General features: G+C 62.5%; 17 protein-coding genes and 1 pseudogene. 10 read left to right on the forward strand and 8 right to left on the reverse strand.

The genetic code is table 11. The annotated features are described in order from the left end of the window. Positions 1-74: 74 nt before the first annotated feature. Positions 75-278: a hypothetical protein gene (locus DMX11_RS04525; protein ID WP_110743410.1), complete on the forward strand. Its 204-nt coding sequence runs from the start codon at positions 75-77 to the stop codon at positions 276-278. A 67-nt stretch (positions 279-345) separates the two neighbouring features. Here DMX11_RS04525 and rpmG read toward each other — a convergent pair whose 3' ends face one another. Together rpmG and rpmB are read right to left on the reverse strand one after the other, a co-directional pair. Beyond that, a complete protein-coding gene (gene rpmG, locus DMX11_RS04530; protein WP_003253507.1) occupies positions 346-501 on the reverse strand; it encodes a 50S ribosomal protein L33 in 156 nt (51 codons plus the stop codon). An 11-nt stretch (positions 502-512) separates the two neighbouring features. After that, the gene (gene rpmB, locus DMX11_RS04535) at positions 513-749 is read right to left on the reverse strand and encodes a 50S ribosomal protein L28 (RefSeq protein WP_003253504.1); all 237 of its coding nucleotides are present in this window, start codon (positions 747-749) and stop codon (positions 513-515) included. A gap of 362 nt (positions 750-1,111) precedes the next feature. Between rpmB and DMX11_RS04540 the strand changes: the two genes are divergently transcribed. Continuing rightward, complete coding sequence (locus tag DMX11_RS04540) at positions 1,112-2,719, forward strand: ABC transporter substrate-binding protein (RefSeq protein ID WP_110743411.1); 1,608 nt, start codon at positions 1,112-1,114, stop codon at positions 2,717-2,719. A 319-nt stretch (positions 2,720-3,038) separates the two neighbouring features. Here DMX11_RS04540 and radC read toward each other — a convergent pair whose 3' ends face one another. Further along, a complete protein-coding gene (gene radC / locus DMX11_RS04545; RefSeq protein ID WP_061204041.1) occupies positions 3,039-3,719 on the reverse strand; it encodes a DNA repair protein RadC in 681 nt (226 codons plus the stop codon). 122 nt (positions 3,720-3,841) lie between these two features. On the opposite strand from radC, the gene coaBC reads away from it, so the two are divergent. The 4 genes and pseudogenes from coaBC to argB all read left to right on the forward strand — a co-directional run bounded on the left by coaBC (position 3,842) and on the right by argB (position 7,962). Continuing rightward, complete coding sequence (gene coaBC / locus DMX11_RS04550; protein WP_110743412.1) at positions 3,842-5,053, forward strand: bifunctional phosphopantothenoylcysteine decarboxylase/phosphopantothenate--cysteine ligase CoaBC; 1,212 nt, start codon at positions 3,842-3,844, stop codon at positions 5,051-5,053. A gap of 5 nt (positions 5,054-5,058) precedes the next feature. Beyond that, on the forward strand, positions 5,059-5,514 hold the full coding sequence (dut, locus tag DMX11_RS04555; protein ID WP_110743413.1) for a dUTP diphosphatase: 456 nt from the start codon (positions 5,059-5,061) through the stop codon (positions 5,512-5,514). Positions 5,515-5,658: 144 nt separating this feature from the next. After that, a pseudogene (locus DMX11_RS04560) lies at positions 5,659-7,026 on the forward strand (phosphomannomutase/phosphoglucomutase); the annotation flags it as partial. Between the two features lie 30 nt (positions 7,027-7,056). After that, the gene (argB, locus tag DMX11_RS04565) at positions 7,057-7,962 is read left to right on the forward strand and encodes an acetylglutamate kinase (RefSeq protein ID WP_004575216.1); all 906 of its coding nucleotides are present in this window, start codon (positions 7,057-7,059) and stop codon (positions 7,960-7,962) included. Between the two features lie 101 nt (positions 7,963-8,063). On the opposite strand, the gene pyrE is transcribed toward argB, so the two are convergent. Then, the gene (gene pyrE, locus DMX11_RS04570; protein ID WP_014861506.1) at positions 8,064-8,705 is read right to left on the reverse strand and encodes an orotate phosphoribosyltransferase; all 642 of its coding nucleotides are present in this window, start codon (positions 8,703-8,705) and stop codon (positions 8,064-8,066) included. An 80-nt stretch (positions 8,706-8,785) separates the two neighbouring features. On the opposite strand from pyrE, the gene DMX11_RS04575 reads away from it, so the two are divergent. Then, complete coding sequence (locus DMX11_RS04575) at positions 8,786-9,565, forward strand: exodeoxyribonuclease III (protein ID WP_003253401.1); 780 nt, start codon at positions 8,786-8,788, stop codon at positions 9,563-9,565. Positions 9,566-9,622: 57 nt separating this feature from the next. Here DMX11_RS04575 and rph read toward each other — a convergent pair whose 3' ends face one another. Then, a complete protein-coding gene (gene rph / locus DMX11_RS04580) occupies positions 9,623-10,345 on the reverse strand; it encodes a ribonuclease PH (RefSeq protein WP_110743415.1) in 723 nt (240 codons plus the stop codon). A 228-nt stretch (positions 10,346-10,573) separates the two neighbouring features. Between rph and DMX11_RS04585 the strand changes: the two genes are divergently transcribed. Together DMX11_RS04585 and gmk are read left to right on the forward strand one after the other, a co-directional pair. Then, positions 10,574-11,437, forward strand: a complete 864-nt coding sequence (locus DMX11_RS04585; protein ID WP_110743416.1) for a YicC/YloC family endoribonuclease — start codon at positions 10,574-10,576, stop codon at positions 11,435-11,437. Positions 11,438-11,450: 13 nt separating this feature from the next. Then, complete coding sequence (gmk, locus tag DMX11_RS04590) at positions 11,451-12,071, forward strand: guanylate kinase (protein WP_110743417.1); 621 nt, start codon at positions 11,451-11,453, stop codon at positions 12,069-12,071. Positions 12,072-12,103: 32 nt separating this feature from the next. On the opposite strand, the gene DMX11_RS04595 is transcribed toward gmk, so the two are convergent. The 3 genes from DMX11_RS04595 to DMX11_RS04605 form a co-directional block, all read right to left on the reverse strand. Then, positions 12,104-13,645 carry an APC family permease gene (locus DMX11_RS04595; RefSeq protein WP_110743418.1) on the reverse strand — a complete coding sequence of 514 codons (1,542 nt, stop codon included), beginning with the start codon at positions 13,643-13,645 and terminating at the stop codon, positions 12,104-12,106. A 119-nt stretch (positions 13,646-13,764) separates the two neighbouring features. Further along, a complete protein-coding gene (locus DMX11_RS04600; RefSeq protein ID WP_110743419.1) occupies positions 13,765-14,532 on the reverse strand; it encodes a gamma-glutamyl-gamma-aminobutyrate hydrolase family protein in 768 nt (255 codons plus the stop codon). A gap of 4 nt (positions 14,533-14,536) precedes the next feature. After that, positions 14,537-15,919 carry a glutamine synthetase family protein gene (locus DMX11_RS04605; RefSeq protein WP_110743420.1) on the reverse strand — a complete coding sequence of 461 codons (1,383 nt, stop codon included), beginning with the start codon at positions 15,917-15,919 and terminating at the stop codon, positions 14,537-14,539. A gap of 206 nt (positions 15,920-16,125) precedes the next feature. Between DMX11_RS04605 and DMX11_RS04610 the strand changes: the two genes are divergently transcribed. Further along, on the forward strand, positions 16,126-16,998 hold the full coding sequence (locus DMX11_RS04610) for a LysR family transcriptional regulator (RefSeq protein WP_110743421.1): 873 nt from the start codon (positions 16,126-16,128) through the stop codon (positions 16,996-16,998). Positions 16,999-17,062 lie beyond the last annotated feature (64 nt).

Raw genomic sequence — 17,062 nt, forward strand, 5'->3', positions numbered from 1 at the left:
GCAGGGATGTTACAGGCATGCGTGAGGATGACCCTGCCCGTTTCGGGCCATTCAGCCTCACAAGGAAAATCAGCATGACCAACGAAGAAGTTCTGCAAACCCTCGCTCACCTGGTCGGCACCCGCTACGTGCCGGAGCTGAAAGGCACCATCTGCGCCCTCACCGGGCGCACTCGCGTGGTTGGCCCCAACGAGATATCCACCCGCGACTACGACGCCGAGCGCATCCAGATCAAGGCCGACGCCGACCTGACGATCCAGAGTTTCGCCTTCAACTGACCCTGCTGCAGCCAAAAAAAAACCCGCGTCCTTTCGGATGCGGGTTTTTTTTCAGGTCGCCGATCAATTACTTGATCTTGGCTTCCTTGTACACCACGTGCTTGCGAACAACCGGATCATATTTCTTGATCTCGATTTTGTCCGGGGTGGTGCGCTTGTTCTTGTCGGTGGTGTAGAAGTGGCCGGTACCGGCACTCGAAACCAGACGGATCAATTCACGCATGATGCTCTCCCTTAAACCTTGGCGCCAGCTTTACGGATGTCAACCAGAACGGCGTCGATGCCGCGCTTGTCGATGATACGCATGCCTTTGGCGGAAACGCGCAGACGCACGAAACGCTTCTCGGATTCAACCCAGAAACGGTGGTGCTGCAGGTTCGGCAGGAAACGACGACGGGTTTTGTTGTTTGCGTGGGAAATGTTGTTCCCGGTTACTGGACCCTTACCAGTAACTTGACAGACTCTCGACATGACTCAGCCCTCTAAAACCACATGCCCAACCCGGCATGGGTTGGCCGCTTAATCTCTCAGTCTTTGGCGCCTGGGCGCCGTGATTCTGGAGGTCTTATCGACCGGATCCGCTGATGCGACAGGCCGAGCCCCTAGAAAAGAGCGCTGCTTTATACCAGAAAGACTTGGTTGCAACAACAGTAGATGTACATTGCCGCAAGCCAGAACGCGCCGGGCCAGCATAGCGGCAGGCCCCGTCAGCCGTCGACCGCTCGTCGCCAGATTTGTAAAAAAGGGTGTGGTCATTTGCCAGCGGGCGCACTAGGGTAAGCCTTTTCCAGACTGCACTGGCAGATGGGCCATCTGACAGCCAAGGAGCCACGATGCGTGCCGCCGCCCTTTCGTTACTGTTCAACTCCCTGTTCGCCGCTGGCGCCCTGTTCACGGCCAGCGTTGCCCAGGCTGCGCCGCTGAGCGTTTGCAGCGAGGCCAGCCCCGAAGGCTTCGATGTGGTGCAGTACAACTCGCTGACCACCACCAATGCCACCGCCGACGTATTGATGAACCGCCTGGTAGAGTTCGACGCCGCCCAAGGCAAGGTGGTACCCAGCCTGGCCGCCAGCTGGACGGTATCGGCCGACGGCCTGGTGTATGAGTTCACCCTGCGTGACGGCGTGAAGTTCCACAGTACCCCGTACTTCAAGCCCAGCCGTGAGCTGAATGCCGATGACGTGCTGTTCAGCTTCCAGCGCATGCTCTACCCGGCGCATGCCTGGCACAAGACCGCGCCGGGCGGCTACCCGCATGCCCAGTCGCTGCAGCTGGGCAGCCTGATCAAGGCAATCGAGGCGCCGGCACCGAACACCGTACGCTTCACCCTCAGCCACCCGGATGCCACCTTCCTGGCCACCCTGAGCATGGGCTTCGCCTCGATCTACTCGGCCGAATATGCCGACAAGCTGCTCAAGGCCGGCACGCCAGAAAAGCTCAACAGCCAGCCGATCGGCACCGGTCCGTTCGTGTTCCAGCGCTTCCAGAAAGATGCCGTGGTGCGTTACCGCGCCAACCCGGACTATTTCGCTGGCAAGCCAGCCGTCGACCCGCTGATCTTCGCCATCACCACCGATGCCAACGTGCGGCTGCAAAAACTCAAGCGTGGCGAATGCCAGGTTGCCCTGTCGCCGAAGCCGCTGGACATTGCCGAAGCGGGTAAGGACGGCAACCTCAAGGTGGCCACCACGCCGGCATTCATGACTGCCTTCGTCGCCATGAACAGCCAACACCCGCCGCTGGACAAGCCGGAAGTGCGTCAGGCGATCAACCTGGCCTTCGACAGGCAGGCCTACCTCAAGGCCGTGTTCGAAGACTCTGCGGTGGCTGCCAACGGCCCCTACCCGCCTAATACCTGGAGCTACGCCAAGGACCTGCCCGGCTACCCGCTGGACCTGAAGAAAGCCAAAGCCCTGCTGGCCAAGGCCGGGCTGGCCGACGGCTTCAGTACCACCATCTGGACCCGGCCCTCGGGTAGCCTGCTCAACCCCAACCCCAGCCTTGGCGCGCAGATGCTGCAAGCCGACCTGGCGAAGATTGGCGTGAAAGCGGAGATCCGCGTGATCGAGTGGGGCGAACTGATACGCCGCGCCAAGGCCGGCGAGCATGACTTGCTGTTCATGGGCTGGGCGGGCGACAACGGCGACCCGGACAACTTCCTCAGCCCGCAGTTTTCCTGTGCAGCAGTGGGATCGGGGACCAATTTCGCGCGCTTCTGCGACAGCCGCCTGGACCAGCTGATCAGCGCCGGGCGCACCACGAATGACCAGAGTGTGCGTAGCCGGTTGTATCAGCAGGCGCAGACCTTGATTCAGCAGCAGGCGCTGTGGGTACCACTGGCGCATCCGACAGCGGCGACCTTGCTGCGCCAAGGCGTCGAGGGGTACCAGGTGAGCCCGTTCGGGCGGCTGGACTTCAGCAAGGTGACAGTGACCAAGTGAGTTTTGGGGCGCCTGCCTTAAGCGTTGTGGCGTCTGTGAGATCGAGCGCCGCCCGCGCGGCGCATCGCGAGCTGCGCTCGCTCCTACATTTTTTCGGGCCAGTAACGCCAGTGACAGGCGCGCGCGACCGCCTGGTTTGTACGACGCGATATCGCGCCATGCGCCAAGGCGTACGCGCGCAAATCCCACAGGAATAATTGGCCCGAAACAACCGTAGGAGCGAGCGCAGCTCGCGATGCGCCGCGCGGGCGGCGCTCGATCTCACAGACGCCACAAACCTCAAGACAGGCGCGTGCTAGCCCTGACCGCATTGACCTGCCTAAGCCACAATCCACCCATGCTCGACCATCGACAACGGCTCCCCGTCGCCAATGATGATGTGGTCCAGCACCCGCACGTCGATCAACGCCAGCCCCCGCTTCAGCGACAAGGTCAAATGCACATCGTCCTGGCTGGGCTCGTTGTTGCCTGAAGGGTGGTTGTGGCACAGGATCAACGCCGCCGCGTTGTGCAGCAGTGCCCGCCGCACGACCTCCCGCGGGTAGACACTGGCCCGGTCTATCGTCCCCCTGAACAGGATCTCAAACGCCAATGGGCGGTGCTTGGTATCCAGAAACAGGCAACCGAATACCTCACTGATCTCATGACGCAACATGGCCTTGAGATAGCGCCGCACCGCCGCAGGGCCCTCTAGCGCCGCTGCGCGCTCGAGGTTCTCATCCAGATAACGCCGGCCAATCTCCAACAGCGCCTGTAACTGTGCGTATTTCACGGTGCCAATACCCGGCTCGCGCAGCACCGCTTCGCGTTCGGCCTCAAGAAACTGCCTGAGCCCGCCAAAACGCACCAGCAGCCCTCGCGCAAGGTCCAGCACATTGCGCCCGGCAACCCCGGAGCCCAGCAGTACGGCAAGCAACTCTGCATCCGACAGCGCAGCAGCCCCTCGCTGCAACAACTTCTCCCTCGGCCGTTCTTCAGCCGGCCACTCCCTGATATTCATCCCTGCCCCTTGCTGCGGCCTATTTCGGCCCTGTGGTAATCTATTTCGCCTCGTACATGCGACGTTCTGCCGCAGGCATTTTCAAACGTCGCCGCCCGCTCTCACTGGAAAAAGGCAAGCCTATGCAGCGGCTGTATCGCAAGCGCATCGTTCTCGGCGTAGGTGGTGGCATTGCCGCCTACAAAAGCGCCGAGCTGATTCGCCGACTCCTGGAGCACGGCGCGCAGGTGCGCGTCGTCATGACCCGTGGTGGTGCCGAATTCATCACCCCGCTGACCCTGCAGGCGCTGTCGGGCCATCCGGTGCACATGGACCTGCTCGACCCGGCCGCCGAAGCGGCCATGGGCCATATCGAACTGGCCAAGTGGGCCGACCTGGTGCTGATCGCCCCAGCCACCGCCGACCTGATGGCGCGCATGGCCCAGGGGATGGCCGACGACCTGCTGACCACCCTGGTACTGGCCACCGATGCCACCGTTGCCGTGGCGCCTGCGATGAACCAGGCCATGTGGCGCGACCCGGCCACCCAGGCCAACCTCGACCTGCTCAAGAGCCGTGGGATCCAGGTGTTCGGCCCGGCCTCCGGCAGCCAGGCCTGTGGCGACGTCGGCCTGGGGCGCATGCTTGAAGCCACCGACCTGGCCTGGTGTGCCGCAGAAAGCTTCAAGCGCCAGGCACTGACCGGCAAGCACGTGCTGATCACCGCCGGGCCGACCCAGGAAAACATCGACCCGGTGCGTTACATCACCAATCATAGCTCCGGCAAGATGGGCTTCGCGCTGGCCGAAGCGGCCGCTGAAGCCGGGGCTCGGGTAACCCTCGTCACCGGTCCGGTGCACCTGCCAACCCCAGACCGTGTCAGCCGCATCGACGTGGTCAGCGCGCGGGACATGCTCTCGGCCTGTGAAGCGGCCATGCCGTGCGACCTGTTCATTGCCTCGGCAGCGGTTGCGGACTACCGCCCCGAAGTGGTTGCCACACAAAAACTGAAGAAAGATCCTACGACCGGCGACGGCATGCTGCTGCAGATGGTGCGCAATCCCGATATCCTTGCCACCATTGCTGGCCGCGCCGATCGCCCGTTCAGCGTCGGCTTTGCCGCCGAAACCGAGCACCTGCTCGATTACGCCACGCGCAAGCTCAAGGACAAGAACCTCGACCTGATCGTCGCCAATGATGTGGCCAACCCCAGCATCGGCTTCAACAGCGAAGAAAACGCCTTGACCGTGATCGACCGCCAGCAGCACCAGACTCTCTTCGCGCAGACCAGCAAGGGCAAGATTGCCCGGCAACTGGTCGCCTTCATCGCCGAACGGCTCAATCAGGTTCAATAAGTTACATGCACGCTCTTCAAGCCAAGATCCTCGACCCACGCCTGGGCAGCGAATTCCCGCTGCCGACCTACGCCACCCCCGGTTCCGCCGGCCTCGACCTGCGCGCCCTGCTGAAGGAGGACACGGTCCTCGAGCCGGGCCAGACCCTGCTGATCCCTACCGGCCTGTCGATCTATATCGGCGACCCAGGCCTGGCTGCGGTCATCCTGCCGCGCTCGGGCCTGGGCCATAAGCACGGCGTCGTGCTGGGCAACCTGGTCGGGCTGATCGACTCGGACTACCAGGGCGAACTGATGGTGTCGTGCTGGAACCGCGGCAACACCCCGTTCACCATCGCGGTTGGCGAACGTATCGCCCAGTTGGTGCTGGTACCGGTGGTACAGGCCCACTTCGACATCGTCGAGGCATTCGATGAAAGCCAGCGGGGCGCTGGCGGCTTCGGTCACTCCGGCAGCCACTGAGCCGGCAAATGACCGTTCGGGCCAAGGATGGCGAACTCTCTGGCGAAACCACCGTCCAAGCGTTCAGTTTGCGCCTGCCCAGAAAGCCTTTGACTAATGGAGCTTCCAGAGATGAACGACATGGCCCGCCTGGTCCCCGCCGCATTGCCAGACAGCATTTTCCGCGCTTATGACATCCGCGGCGTGGTCGGCAAGACCCTCCACGCCGAAACCGCCTACTGGATCGGCCGCGCCATCGGCGCACAGAGCCTGGCCCAAGGCGAACCGCAGGTTTCGGTAGGTCGTGATGGCCGCCTGTCCGGGCCGATGCTGGTCGAACAGCTGATCAAGGGCCTGGTTGACGCCGGCTGCCAGGTCAGCGACGTCGGCCTGGTTCCTACCCCGGCGCTGTACTACGCAGCCAACGTACTGGCCGGCAAGTCTGGCGTGATGCTGACTGGCAGCCACAACCCGTCGGACTACAACGGTTTCAAGATCGTCATCGCCGGCGACACCTTGGCCAATGAACAGATCCAGGCCCTGCTGACCCGCCTGAAAACCAACGACCTGACCCTGGCCGAAGGCCGCGTGGAAAAGGTCGAGATTCTTGACCGCTACTTCAAGCAGATTGTCGGCGACGTGAAGCTGGCGAAAAAGCTCAAGGTAGTAGTGGACTGCGGCAACGGTGCCGCCGGCGTGATTGCGCCACAACTGATCGAAGCCCTGGGCTGCGAGGTGATCCCGCTGTTCTGCGAGGTCGATGGCAACTTCCCCAACCACCACCCGGACCCGGGCAAGCCGGAAAACCTCGAAGACCTGATCGCCAAGGTCAAGGAAACCGGTGCCGACATCGGTCTGGCCTTCGACGGTGACGGCGACCGGGTCGGTGTAGTGACCAACACCGGCAGCATCGTCTACCCAGACCGCCTTCTGATGCTGTTTGCCCAGGACGTACTGGAGCGCAACCCGGGCGCCGAGATCATCTTCGATGTCAAATGCACCCGTCGCCTGACCCCGCTGATCGAACAGCACGGCGGCCGCGCACTGATGTGGAAAACCGGCCACTCGCTGATCAAGAAGAAGATGAAACAGACCGGTTCGCTGCTGGCTGGCGAGATGAGCGGTCACATCTTCATCAAGGAACGCTGGTACGGTTTTGACGACGGTATCTACAGCGCAGCACGCCTGTTGGAGATCCTCAGCAAGACCGAGCTGAGCGCCGAAAACCTGTTTGCCGCCTTCCCGAATGATATTTCCACGCCGGAAATCAATATTGATGTGACCGACGAGGGTAAATTCAGCATCATTGATGCACTGCAACGCGACGCCGACTGGGGCGAAGCCAACCTGACCACCATCGACGGTGTGCGGGTCGACTACGACCACGGCTGGGGCTTGGTTCGCGCCTCCAACACCACGCCGGTGCTGGTGCTGCGCTTCGAGGCCGACAGCGACGCCGAGTTGCAACGTATCAAGGATGTTTTCCGTACCCAGTTGCTGCGGGTTGAGCCTGAGCTGCAACTGCCGTTCTGACCGACTATCTGTTCCTTACAGGAGCCCTGCATGACCCTCGATCGCGATGCCGCTTCCCATGTAGCCGAGGTTTTGTCCGAAGCACTGCCTTACATCCGCCGCTTTGTCGGCAAGACCCTGGTGATCAAGTACGGCGGCAACGCGATGGAGAGCGAGGAGCTCAAGACCGGCTTCGCCCGTGACATCGTGTTGATGAAGGCTGTGGGCATCAACCCGGTGGTGGTCCACGGTGGTGGCCCGCAGATCGGCGACCTGCTCAAGCGCTTGTCGATCGAAAGCCACTTCATCGACGGCATGCGCGTCACCGACTCGGCGACCATGGACGTGGTGGAGATGGTGCTGGGTGGCCAGGTCAACAAGGACATCGTCAACCTGATCAACCGCCACGGCGGTAGCGCCATCGGCCTGACCGGCAAGGACGCGGAGCTGATCCGCGCACGCAAGCTTACCGTCAGCCGCCAGACGCCAGAGATGACCACCCCGGAAATCATCGACATCGGTCACGTCGGTGAAGTGGTGAGCGTGAACACCGACCTGTTGAACATGCTGGTGAAGGGCGACTTCATCCCGGTCATCGCGCCAATCGGCGTGGGTGCCAACGGTGAGTCTTACAACATCAACGCCGACCTGGTGGCGGGCAAGGTGGCCGAGGCGCTGAAGGCCGAGAAGCTGATGCTGCTGACCAACATCGCCGGCCTGATGGACAAGCAGGGCCAGGTCCTGACCGGCCTGACCACCGAGCAGGTCAACGAACTGATCGCTGACGGCACCATCTACGGCGGCATGCTGCCGAAGATCAAATGTGCGCTGGATGCGGTGCAGGGCGGCGTGAACAGCTCGCACATCATCGACGGTCGAGTGCCGAATGCAGTGCTGCTGGAGATCTTCACCGACAGCGGCGTGGGCACCCTGATTACCAACCGCAAACCGCGCTGATCATCGCATCTTCGCGGGTTTGCCCGCGAAGGGGCCGGAACAGGCAGCATAAAAAAGGCGACCTTCACCAGAAGGTCGCCTTTTTCATTTCCAGGCCAGGATCAAATCCCGTACTGCGCCCGGTAGGCCTCGACAGCCGGCAGGTGCTGCTTCAGCTGCGGATCGTCAGCCAGGAACTCCAGCACCTGGGTCAGCGAAACAATGCTGACCACCGGGATCCCGAAGTCGCGCTCCACTTCCTGAATCGCCGACAACTCGCCATTACCACGCTCTTCGCGGTTCAGCGCGATCAGCACGCCGGCGGCCTTGGCCTGCTGGGCGTTGATGATCTGCATGACCTCACGAATGGCGGTACCGGCAGTGATCACGTCGTCGATGATCAGCACTTCGCCGGCCAGCGGTGCGCCGACCAGGCTACCGCCTTCGCCGTGGTCCTTGGCTTCCTTGCGGTTGAAGCACCATGGCACGTCGAGCTGATGCTGGTCAGCCAGCGCCACGGCGGTGGTTGCCGCCAGCGGGATACCCTTGTAGGCCGGGCCGAACAGCACATCGAAGGGGATTTTGCTGTCGACGATGGCGGCGGCGTAGCAACGGCCCAGTTCAGCCAAGGCGGAACCGGTGTTGAACAGGCCGGCATTGAAGAAATACGGGCTGGTACGCCCCGATTTCAGGGTGAATTCACCGAAACGCAGTACCCCGCGATCGATGGCAAAACGGATAAAGTCGCGCTGATACGGCTGCATGAATAGTCCCGGACACCACGGATTTAGCTAAATGGGTTGAGCTCGGGTATCATACACGCACGAGATTTATGGGGCCATTTATGCGGATCATCAGTGTGAACGTAAATGGCATTCAGGCTGCAGCCGAGCGTGGTTTGCTCAGCTGGTTGCAAGCCCAGAATGCCGACGTCATCTGCCTTCAGGATACCCGCGCCTCGGCCTTTGAACTCGATGACCCAGCTTTCCAGCTCGATGGCTATTTCCTTTATGCCTGCGACGCGGAGGTGCCAGCCCAAGGTGGTGTGGCCCTTTACTCGCGCATGCAGCCCAAGGCAGTCATCACCGGCCTGGGCTTCGAGACAGCCGACCGCTACGGGCGTTACCTGCAAGCAGATTTCGACAAAGTCAGTATTGCCAGCCTGCTACTGCCTTCGGGCATGAACGGCGACGAAGACTTGAACCAGAAGTTCAAGTTGATGGACGACTTCGCCAAGTACCTGGACAAGCAGCGCCGCAAGCGTCGCGAGTACATCTATTGCGGCTCGTTCTATGTGGCGCAGCAGAAGCTCGACATCAAGAACTGGCGTGACAGCCAGCAGTCGCCGGGTTTCCTGGCACCTGAACGCGCCTGGATGGATGCGATAACTGGCGAAATGGGCTACGTCGATGCCCTGCGCGAAGTCAGCCGTGAGGGCGACCAGTACAGCTGGTGGCCGGACAACGAACAGGCCGAGATGCTCAACCTGGGCTACCGGTTCGACTACCAGATCCTCACGCCGGGCCTGCGCCGCTTCGTGCGCAATGCCCGCCTGCCGCGTCAGCCGCGCTTCTCCCAGCATGCGCCGCTGATTGTCGACTATGACTGGACGTTGACCATCTGACAGGCAGATACAAAAAAGCCGACAGTGATGTCGGCTTTTTCGTGTCTACAGCAACGGTCAGTCAGCCAGTGCGGCCTGCTGCAGTTCGAAGATATCAGTCATGCCTTTCTGCGCCAGGGCGAGCATGGCGTTGAAGTCTTCCGGCTGGAACGGCGCGCCTTCGGCGGTACCCTGTACCTCGATGAAACCACCGGCACTGGTCATGACCACGTTCAGGTCGGTTTCGGCGGCGGAATCTTCCAGGTAGTCCAGGTCGAGCACCGCTTCGCCCTGGTACATGCCGACAGATACGGCTGCGATCATGTGCTTGAGCGGGTTGCCGCCCTTGAGGCCGCCGCGCTTCTTGATCACTGCCAGGGCGTCGCACAGGGCGACCATGGCACCGGTAATGGACGCGGTACGGGTACCGCCATCGGCCTGGATCACATCGCAGTCGACGTACAGGGTGATGTCACCGAGCTTGCTCATGTCCAGCGCAGCACGCAGCGAGCGGCCAATCAGGCGCTGGATTTCCAGGGTGCGGCCACCCTGCTTGCCACGGCTGGCTTCGCGCTGGTTACGCTCGCCGGTGGAGCGCGGCAGCATGCCATATTCGGCGGTCAGCCAACCTTGGCCCTGGCCTTTGAGGAAGCGCGGCACACCGTTTTCCACGCTGACCGTGCAAATGACCTTGGTGTCACCGAACTCGACCAGTACCGACCCTTCGGCGTGCTTGGTGTAGTTGCGGGTGATGCGGATCGAGCGGAGCTGATCGGCGGCGCGACCACTTGGACGTTTCATCTGGGATACCTGTACTGGGACTTTGAATCTGCCGAGCATTATAGAGCCCGCAGCCCGGCGAGGACATGCCTATTGTCGTGCGCGGGGCTGCCCGTCGCCTTTTCCTACCACTGCAGCCACCCCTCGGTAACATAGGCGGATTGGGCGCCACGGCCCCACTGCGCTACAATCCTGCGCCTTGCAGCCGAAAGGCTCCCACCGTTCATTCAACTACGCGAGGTACTCCCCATGGTGCACAGCATGACCGCTTTTGCTCGTGTCGAGCGCGCCGGCAGCCAAGGCACCCTGGTCTGGGAGCTGCGCTCGGTCAACCACCGTTACCTGGAGCCGCACCTGCGCCTGCCCGAGGCCCTGCGCGACCTTGAAGGCGGCGTGCGTGAAGGCCTGCGCCAGGGCCTGTCGCGGGGCAAGGTGGAATGCACCTTGCGCCTGAACGAAGACAGCAATGGCAAACCCCTGAAGGTAGACCGCGAGCGTGCCGCGCAACTGGTGGCCGCCGCCGAAGAGGTGGCCGGCCTGATCAAGCAGCCCGCCCCGCTGAACCCGCTGGAAGTGCTGTCGTGGCCAGGCGTGCTAGTGGCCGACACCAGCGACCCGCAGGCGCTGAACGCCGAAGCCATGGCGCTGTTCGACGAAGCCTTGGCCGAACTCAAGGCCGGGCGCCAGCGCGAAGGCCAGGAACTGGCCCGGTTGATCAACGAGCGCCTGGACAACATGGCCGGCGAAGTCACCACTCTGCGCGCACTGGTGCCGCAGATGCTGGCGGCGCAGCGGCAGAAGATCCTCGACCGCTTCGGCGACATGCAGGCCGAACTCGACCCGCAGCGCCTGGAGCAGGAGATGGTACTGCTGGCACAGAAAAGCGACGTGGCCGAGGAACTCGACCGCCTCAGCACCCACGTTACCGAAGTACGCCGGGTGCTCAAAGGAGGTGGCGCCGCCGGCCGGCGCCTGGACTTCCTGATGCAGGAACTCAACCGCGAGGCCAACACCCTCGGCTCCAAGGCCTTCGACCCACGCAGCACGCAAGCGGCGGTCAACCTGAAGGTATTGATCGAACAGATGCGTGAACAAGTACAGAACATCGAGTAAGGCCACCCCGACCATGAACCACAGCAGCGGCACCCTCTACATCGTTTCGGCCCCTTCCGGCGCCGGCAAGACCAGCCTGGTCACCGCCCTGACCAAGGACGACCAGCAGATTCGCGTCTCGGTCTCGCACACCACCCGCGCCATGCGTCCGGGCGAGCAGCACGGGGTGAACTACCACTTCGTCGTCCACGAGGAATTCAAGGCACTGATCGCGCAAGGTGACTTCCTGGAACATGCCGAAGTGTTCGGTAACTTCTATGGCACTTCGCGCAGCGCACTGCAGCAGACCCTGGACCAGGGCTATGACCTGATCCTGGAAATCGACTGGCAAGGCGCCCAGCAGGTACGCAAGCTGATGCCGCAGGCACTGTCAGTGTTCATCCTGCCGCCAAGCCAGGAAGCGCTGCGCCAGCGTCTGGACGGCCGCGGGCAGGACAGCGAAGAGATCATTGCCGGGCGCATGAAGGAAGCGGTCAGCGAGATGGTGCACTACGACGAATATGACTACGTGATCATCAACGATGATTTCGACGCGGCGCTGGCAGACTTGAAAGCGGTGTTCCGTTCGAATCGCCTGCTGCTGAAGAAGCAGCAACAGCGCCACGGCGCATTGCTGAAACAGTTGGTTGGCTGAAAACGAAGGGGCCGCTTTGCGGCCCCTTCCAATTATTCCTGCAGGGGCAAGGTAGCCTGCTGGCGCAGGGTAGCCCCCAGGAAGTACGCCGGCGCGCGCATGCGCGACAGCATCATCAAGCCAATGCCAAGCGCCGAGATGATCGCGGCGATGACGAACACCAGCCCCAGCCCACCTACATGCGAGCCGCTGCCGAAATCCGGCGAAGCGCTATCGATGGCGGTACGCGCAAAGATCACCGACAGGATCACCCCTCCCACGAGCGGGCAAAGGCCGCGCATGATGAAGTGGCGCACGCTGTCGAACAGGCTGTCACGGAAATACCAGACGCAGGCAAACGCGGTCAGCGAATAGTAGAAGCAGATCATCATGCCAAGCGCGGTGATGGTATCTGCCAGCACGTTCTCGCTCAGGGTACGCATTGTCACGTAGAACAGGCCTGCCGCCAGGCCGGCGCAGATGGTGGCATAGCGTGGAGTCTGCGAACGTGGGCAGACGCTGGCGAACTTCGGAGGTACCGCGCCGTAGTATCCCATGGCCAACAGCGTGCGCGCCGGTGCCACGAAGGTTGACTGCAGAGACGCTGCCGTACTGGCCAGCACGGCAATGGACATCAGGATCGCCAACGGCCCCATGACCGGGCCTGCCAGGTGGGCGAACACGTTCTCCTGGATGCGTGGGTTGTTCAGCCCCAGGCCGGTTTCGCTGATACCGGCAAACTGCAGCGTGGCGATTGCGGTGAACAGGTACAGGCCGAGGATCAACATCACGGTCCAGGTGGCGGCCTTGCCCGGCACCTCTTCACTGCCTACCGACTCTTCGCTCACGGTCAGGCACGTGTCCCAACCCCAGAAGATGAAGATCGACAGCGACAGGCCGGCGGCAAAGGCCGAGAAGGATTCGACGCCGAACGGGTTGAACCAGGCGAAATCGAACTCCAGCGGTGGCGGCGCGGTGGTGCCACCGAAGGCGGCGAAGGCAAAGCCGATCAACACCAGCAACTGCAAGGCCACCAGGCCGTACTGCACGGTCATGGTGGTGGCAATGCCGCGACAGCAGATCCACACCGCCAGGGCGATGAACACGCAACAGGTCGTGATGTTGATCAACAGGTTGTCGGCCAACGCCGCCAGCTCATGCTTGCCGGTGATCTGGCCGAGGAACAGGTAGAAGAAGTCGACCGCCACCCCGGCCAGGTTGGACAGCACGATAGTGGTGGCAACGACCAGCCCCCAGCCACCGATCCAACCGATCATCGGCCCGAAGGCACGCGCCGACCAGGTAAACGACGTGCCGCTGTCAGGCTCTGCCGAATTCAGCTCGCGGTAACCCAGGGCCACCAGCAGCATCGGCAGGAAGCCGACGATGAACACGGCCGGCAGGTGGGCCCCCACCTCGCGCACGGTAGGGCCCAGGGCGCCGGTCAAGGTGTAGACCGGAGCGATGGTGGAAATGCCCAGCACCACGCTGGCCAGCAAGCCCAGGCGGCCTTGGGCCAGGCCCTTGCTGCGCTGAGTGTTTCCCGCGTCGGCCGCCACATCGGGTGGGCGGCCGGCTTCTGTGTAATTGCTCATGAGTATTTGCCGTAAATTTTGGAATTGTTTTCACAGGCCTTGCGTACAAGGCCCGCTTTCACTCATTGAAAGCTTGCTGTCGGGAACCAGTCATCCGAGACCTTCGGCTGACGCCAGAATCACTCCTGCCGTGCACCCTCCCGTGCTGCATAAGCAATGCAGGCCTCGCGAAACGCCTGAAACAGACGCAGCGAAACCGGGTTTTCATTGAAGCGCCACTCCGGGTGCCACTGCACACCAAGCACGAAGCCAGGCGCATCGGGCATGGACACTGCTTCGATCAGGCCGTCCGGGGCCCGTGCCTCGACGCGCAGCCCGGGGGCCAAGCGATCGATGCCCTGGCTGTGCAGCGAGTTGACCTCGAACTGCGCCGCCAGGCCTAGGCGCTCGAACAACCCGCCAGGCTCGAGGGCGACGGGGTGACGAGGGCCATATTGCACCTCCAGGGGTGCGTCCTCAGGTTCGCGGTGATCAAGGTAACCGGGCAGTTCCTGCACACGCTGATGCAGGCTGCCGCCAAGGGCCACGTTCAGTTCCTGATAGCCACGGCAGATGCAGAACACCGGCACGCCGGCAGCGATGGCCGCCTGCAGCAGCGGCAGGGTCAGGCGATCACGCGCCAGGTCATGACGGGTACCGTCCGCACTGGGGGCGCCATTGTAATGATGCGGTTCGATATTTGAAGGCGAGCCGGTAAAAACAATGCCGTGCAGCCGGGCCAGCAAAGCGTGCGTGTCGCTGCCGCCGTCACGGGCTGGCAAGATCAGCGGCAAGCCAGCAAAGCCGGCCGCCTCGACATACTTGTCGCCTACCGTGTGCGACGAGTTCTTCCCCACCTGCTGGCGGCAGGCGCTGACACCGATCAAGGGGACCGCAATTGCGCTCATGGGCTTACACCGTGTGCAGGTACCAGTTGTACTCAAGGTCGGAAATCGACACCTCGAACTCGGCCAGTTCGCTTTCCTTGCAGGCCACGAAGATATCGATGTAGTCCGGGCTGATGTATTGGTTGAGGACTTCGCTGTCGTCCAGCGCACGCAGGGCGTCGCGCAGGTTGTTCGGCAGGCTCTGCTCCAGCTGTTCGTAAGAGTTGCCTTCGATCGGCGCCTCGGGCTCGACCTTGTTGGTCAGACCGTGATGCACACCGGCCAGGATTGCCGCCAGCATGAGGTACGGGTTGGCGTCGGCGCCCGCCACGCGGTGCTCAAGGCGCACGTTGTCGCTGCTGTCGGTCGGTACGCGTACGGCGACGGTGCGGTTGTCCAGGCCCCAGCTTGGCGCATTGGGCACATAGAACTGCGCTCCGAAGCGACGGTAGGAGTTGATGTTCGGGCAGAGGAAGGCCATCGACGCCGGCATGGTTTCCAGCACGCCGCCGATCGCGTGGCGCAGCGTGTCGCTTTGCAGCGGGTCGTCGCTGGCGAAGATGTTCTTGCCGGTCTTCTTGTCCAGCAGCGAGATGTGCACGTGCAGCCCATTGCCGGCCTGGCCCGGGTAGGGTTTGGCCATGAAGGTGGTGTCCATTTCATGGTCGTAGGCAACGTTCTTGATAAGGCGCTTGAGCAGAATCGCGTAGTCGCAGGCCTTCAGCGGGTCGGCCACGTGGTGCAGGTTCACTTCGAACTGCGCCGGGGCGCTCTCCTTGACGATGGCATCGGCTGGCAGCCCCTGCTCCTTGGCCGCTTCGAGCATGTCTTGCAGGCAGTCGGCATACTCGTCGAGGTCGTCGATCAGGTATACCTGGGTCGACTGCGGGCGCTTGCCGGAGATCGGCGAACGCGGCGGTTGCGGGCGCCCGTTGAGGTTGTCCTGGTCGATCAGGTAGAACTCCAGCTCGAACGCGGCGCAGATATCCAGGCCCAGGTCGTCGAACTTGCTCACGATCTGGCGCAGCACTTCACGCGGGTCGGCAAAGAACGGCTGGCCATCCAACTCGTGCATGGTCATCAGCAGTTGGGCGGTCGGCCGCTTCTGCCACGGCTCGTCCGACAGCGTGCCGGGGATCGGGAAACAGATACGGTCGGCATCGCCGATGTCCAGGCCAAGGCCGGTGCTTTCAACAGTAGAGCCGTTGATGTCCAGGGCGAACAGCGATGCCGGCAGGTTGATACCCTTTTCGTACACCTTGTGCAGGCTGGCCCGCTCGATGCGCTTGCCACGCACCACGCCGTTCATGTCGGAGATCAGCAGATCGACGTACTGCGTGTCCGGATGGGCCTGGAGGAAGTCATTCATCTCGCTGGAAGAACTGGCGCACGGGGTTACCGACGTCATGGCTGTACATCCTTTGATTTGCTGCGGCGATGTGGGGATACGGCTGGCGCCTCACGGGCGACGATGGTTGCAGCTGTTGTTCTTTTCACTTTCCCATCGTGGGGACTGGTTACCCGACCGGACGCATTGATTCCGGGGGGCCGTTTCACTATAAAATGGCCCTGACGCAACAGACATTGGCAATTCGGCAAGCAGAGCGTGCACCAATGCAATATCAGATTACCCACGCCGACCTCTCCCTGGTCCTGGCACTGGAGCGCGGCCGCTCGCTGGCCAAGGCCGCCGAGCTGCTGAAAGTCGATGTATCGACCGTGTTCCGCTCAATCCGCAGGCTGGAATCGGCACTCGGCACCGCGCTGTTCGTAAAAAGCCGTAAAGGCTACCTGCCGACCGATACTGCCCAGGCCCTGGCTGAGCAGGCCGAACGCGCCGAACAGGCACTGGAAGCCGCGCGCATCGCCATGACCAGCGGCGAGCAAGTGGTTAGCGGCACAGTGCGCCTGACCTGCACCGAAGCGGTGATGCACAGCCTGCTGCTGCCGGCGCTGGCCGAGTTCATGCCCAACTACCCGGCCTTGTCGCTGGAGATGGGCACCTCCAATACGTTCGCCAACCTCAGCCGGCGCGATGCCGACATTGCCTTGCGCCTGACCAACACGCCGCCGGAGCATCTGGTGGGCCGCAACCTGGGCTCTACGTCCTATGTAGTTTGCGGCCAACCGCAGTGGCGCGAGCGCCTGGCCGAATCGCCCGCCGGCACGCCGTGGATCGCTCCTGACGACTCGATGCAGGACCACCCCACCGTGGTCTGGCGCAACCAGCAATACCCAGGGCTGAGCCCGCGCTACCAGTGCAGCAGCATGTCGACCATCGCCCAACTGGTGACCGCCGGGCTAGGCGTGGCGGCGCTGCCGGACTATATGGTGCATGCGCTGCCGGGTGTGGATGCGCTGAGCGGACCGTTGGCTGGCTGCGACACCCAGCTGTGGCTGCTGACCCGGCCGGATTGCCGGGCACTGCGCTCGGTGCAGACCTTGTTCGAAGAACTGACCCCCCGGTTGCGCGGCGCGATGCTCTGAGGTTATCGTCAGGCTCATCCATTGACGGCGTCTGTTCCGGCCGTTTCGCGGCGAAAGCCGCTCC

Origin of the sequence: Pseudomonas sp. LB-090624, assembly GCF_003205205.1 — a bacterium.
Classification (GTDB): domain Bacteria; phylum Pseudomonadota; class Gammaproteobacteria; order Pseudomonadales; family Pseudomonadaceae; genus Aquipseudomonas.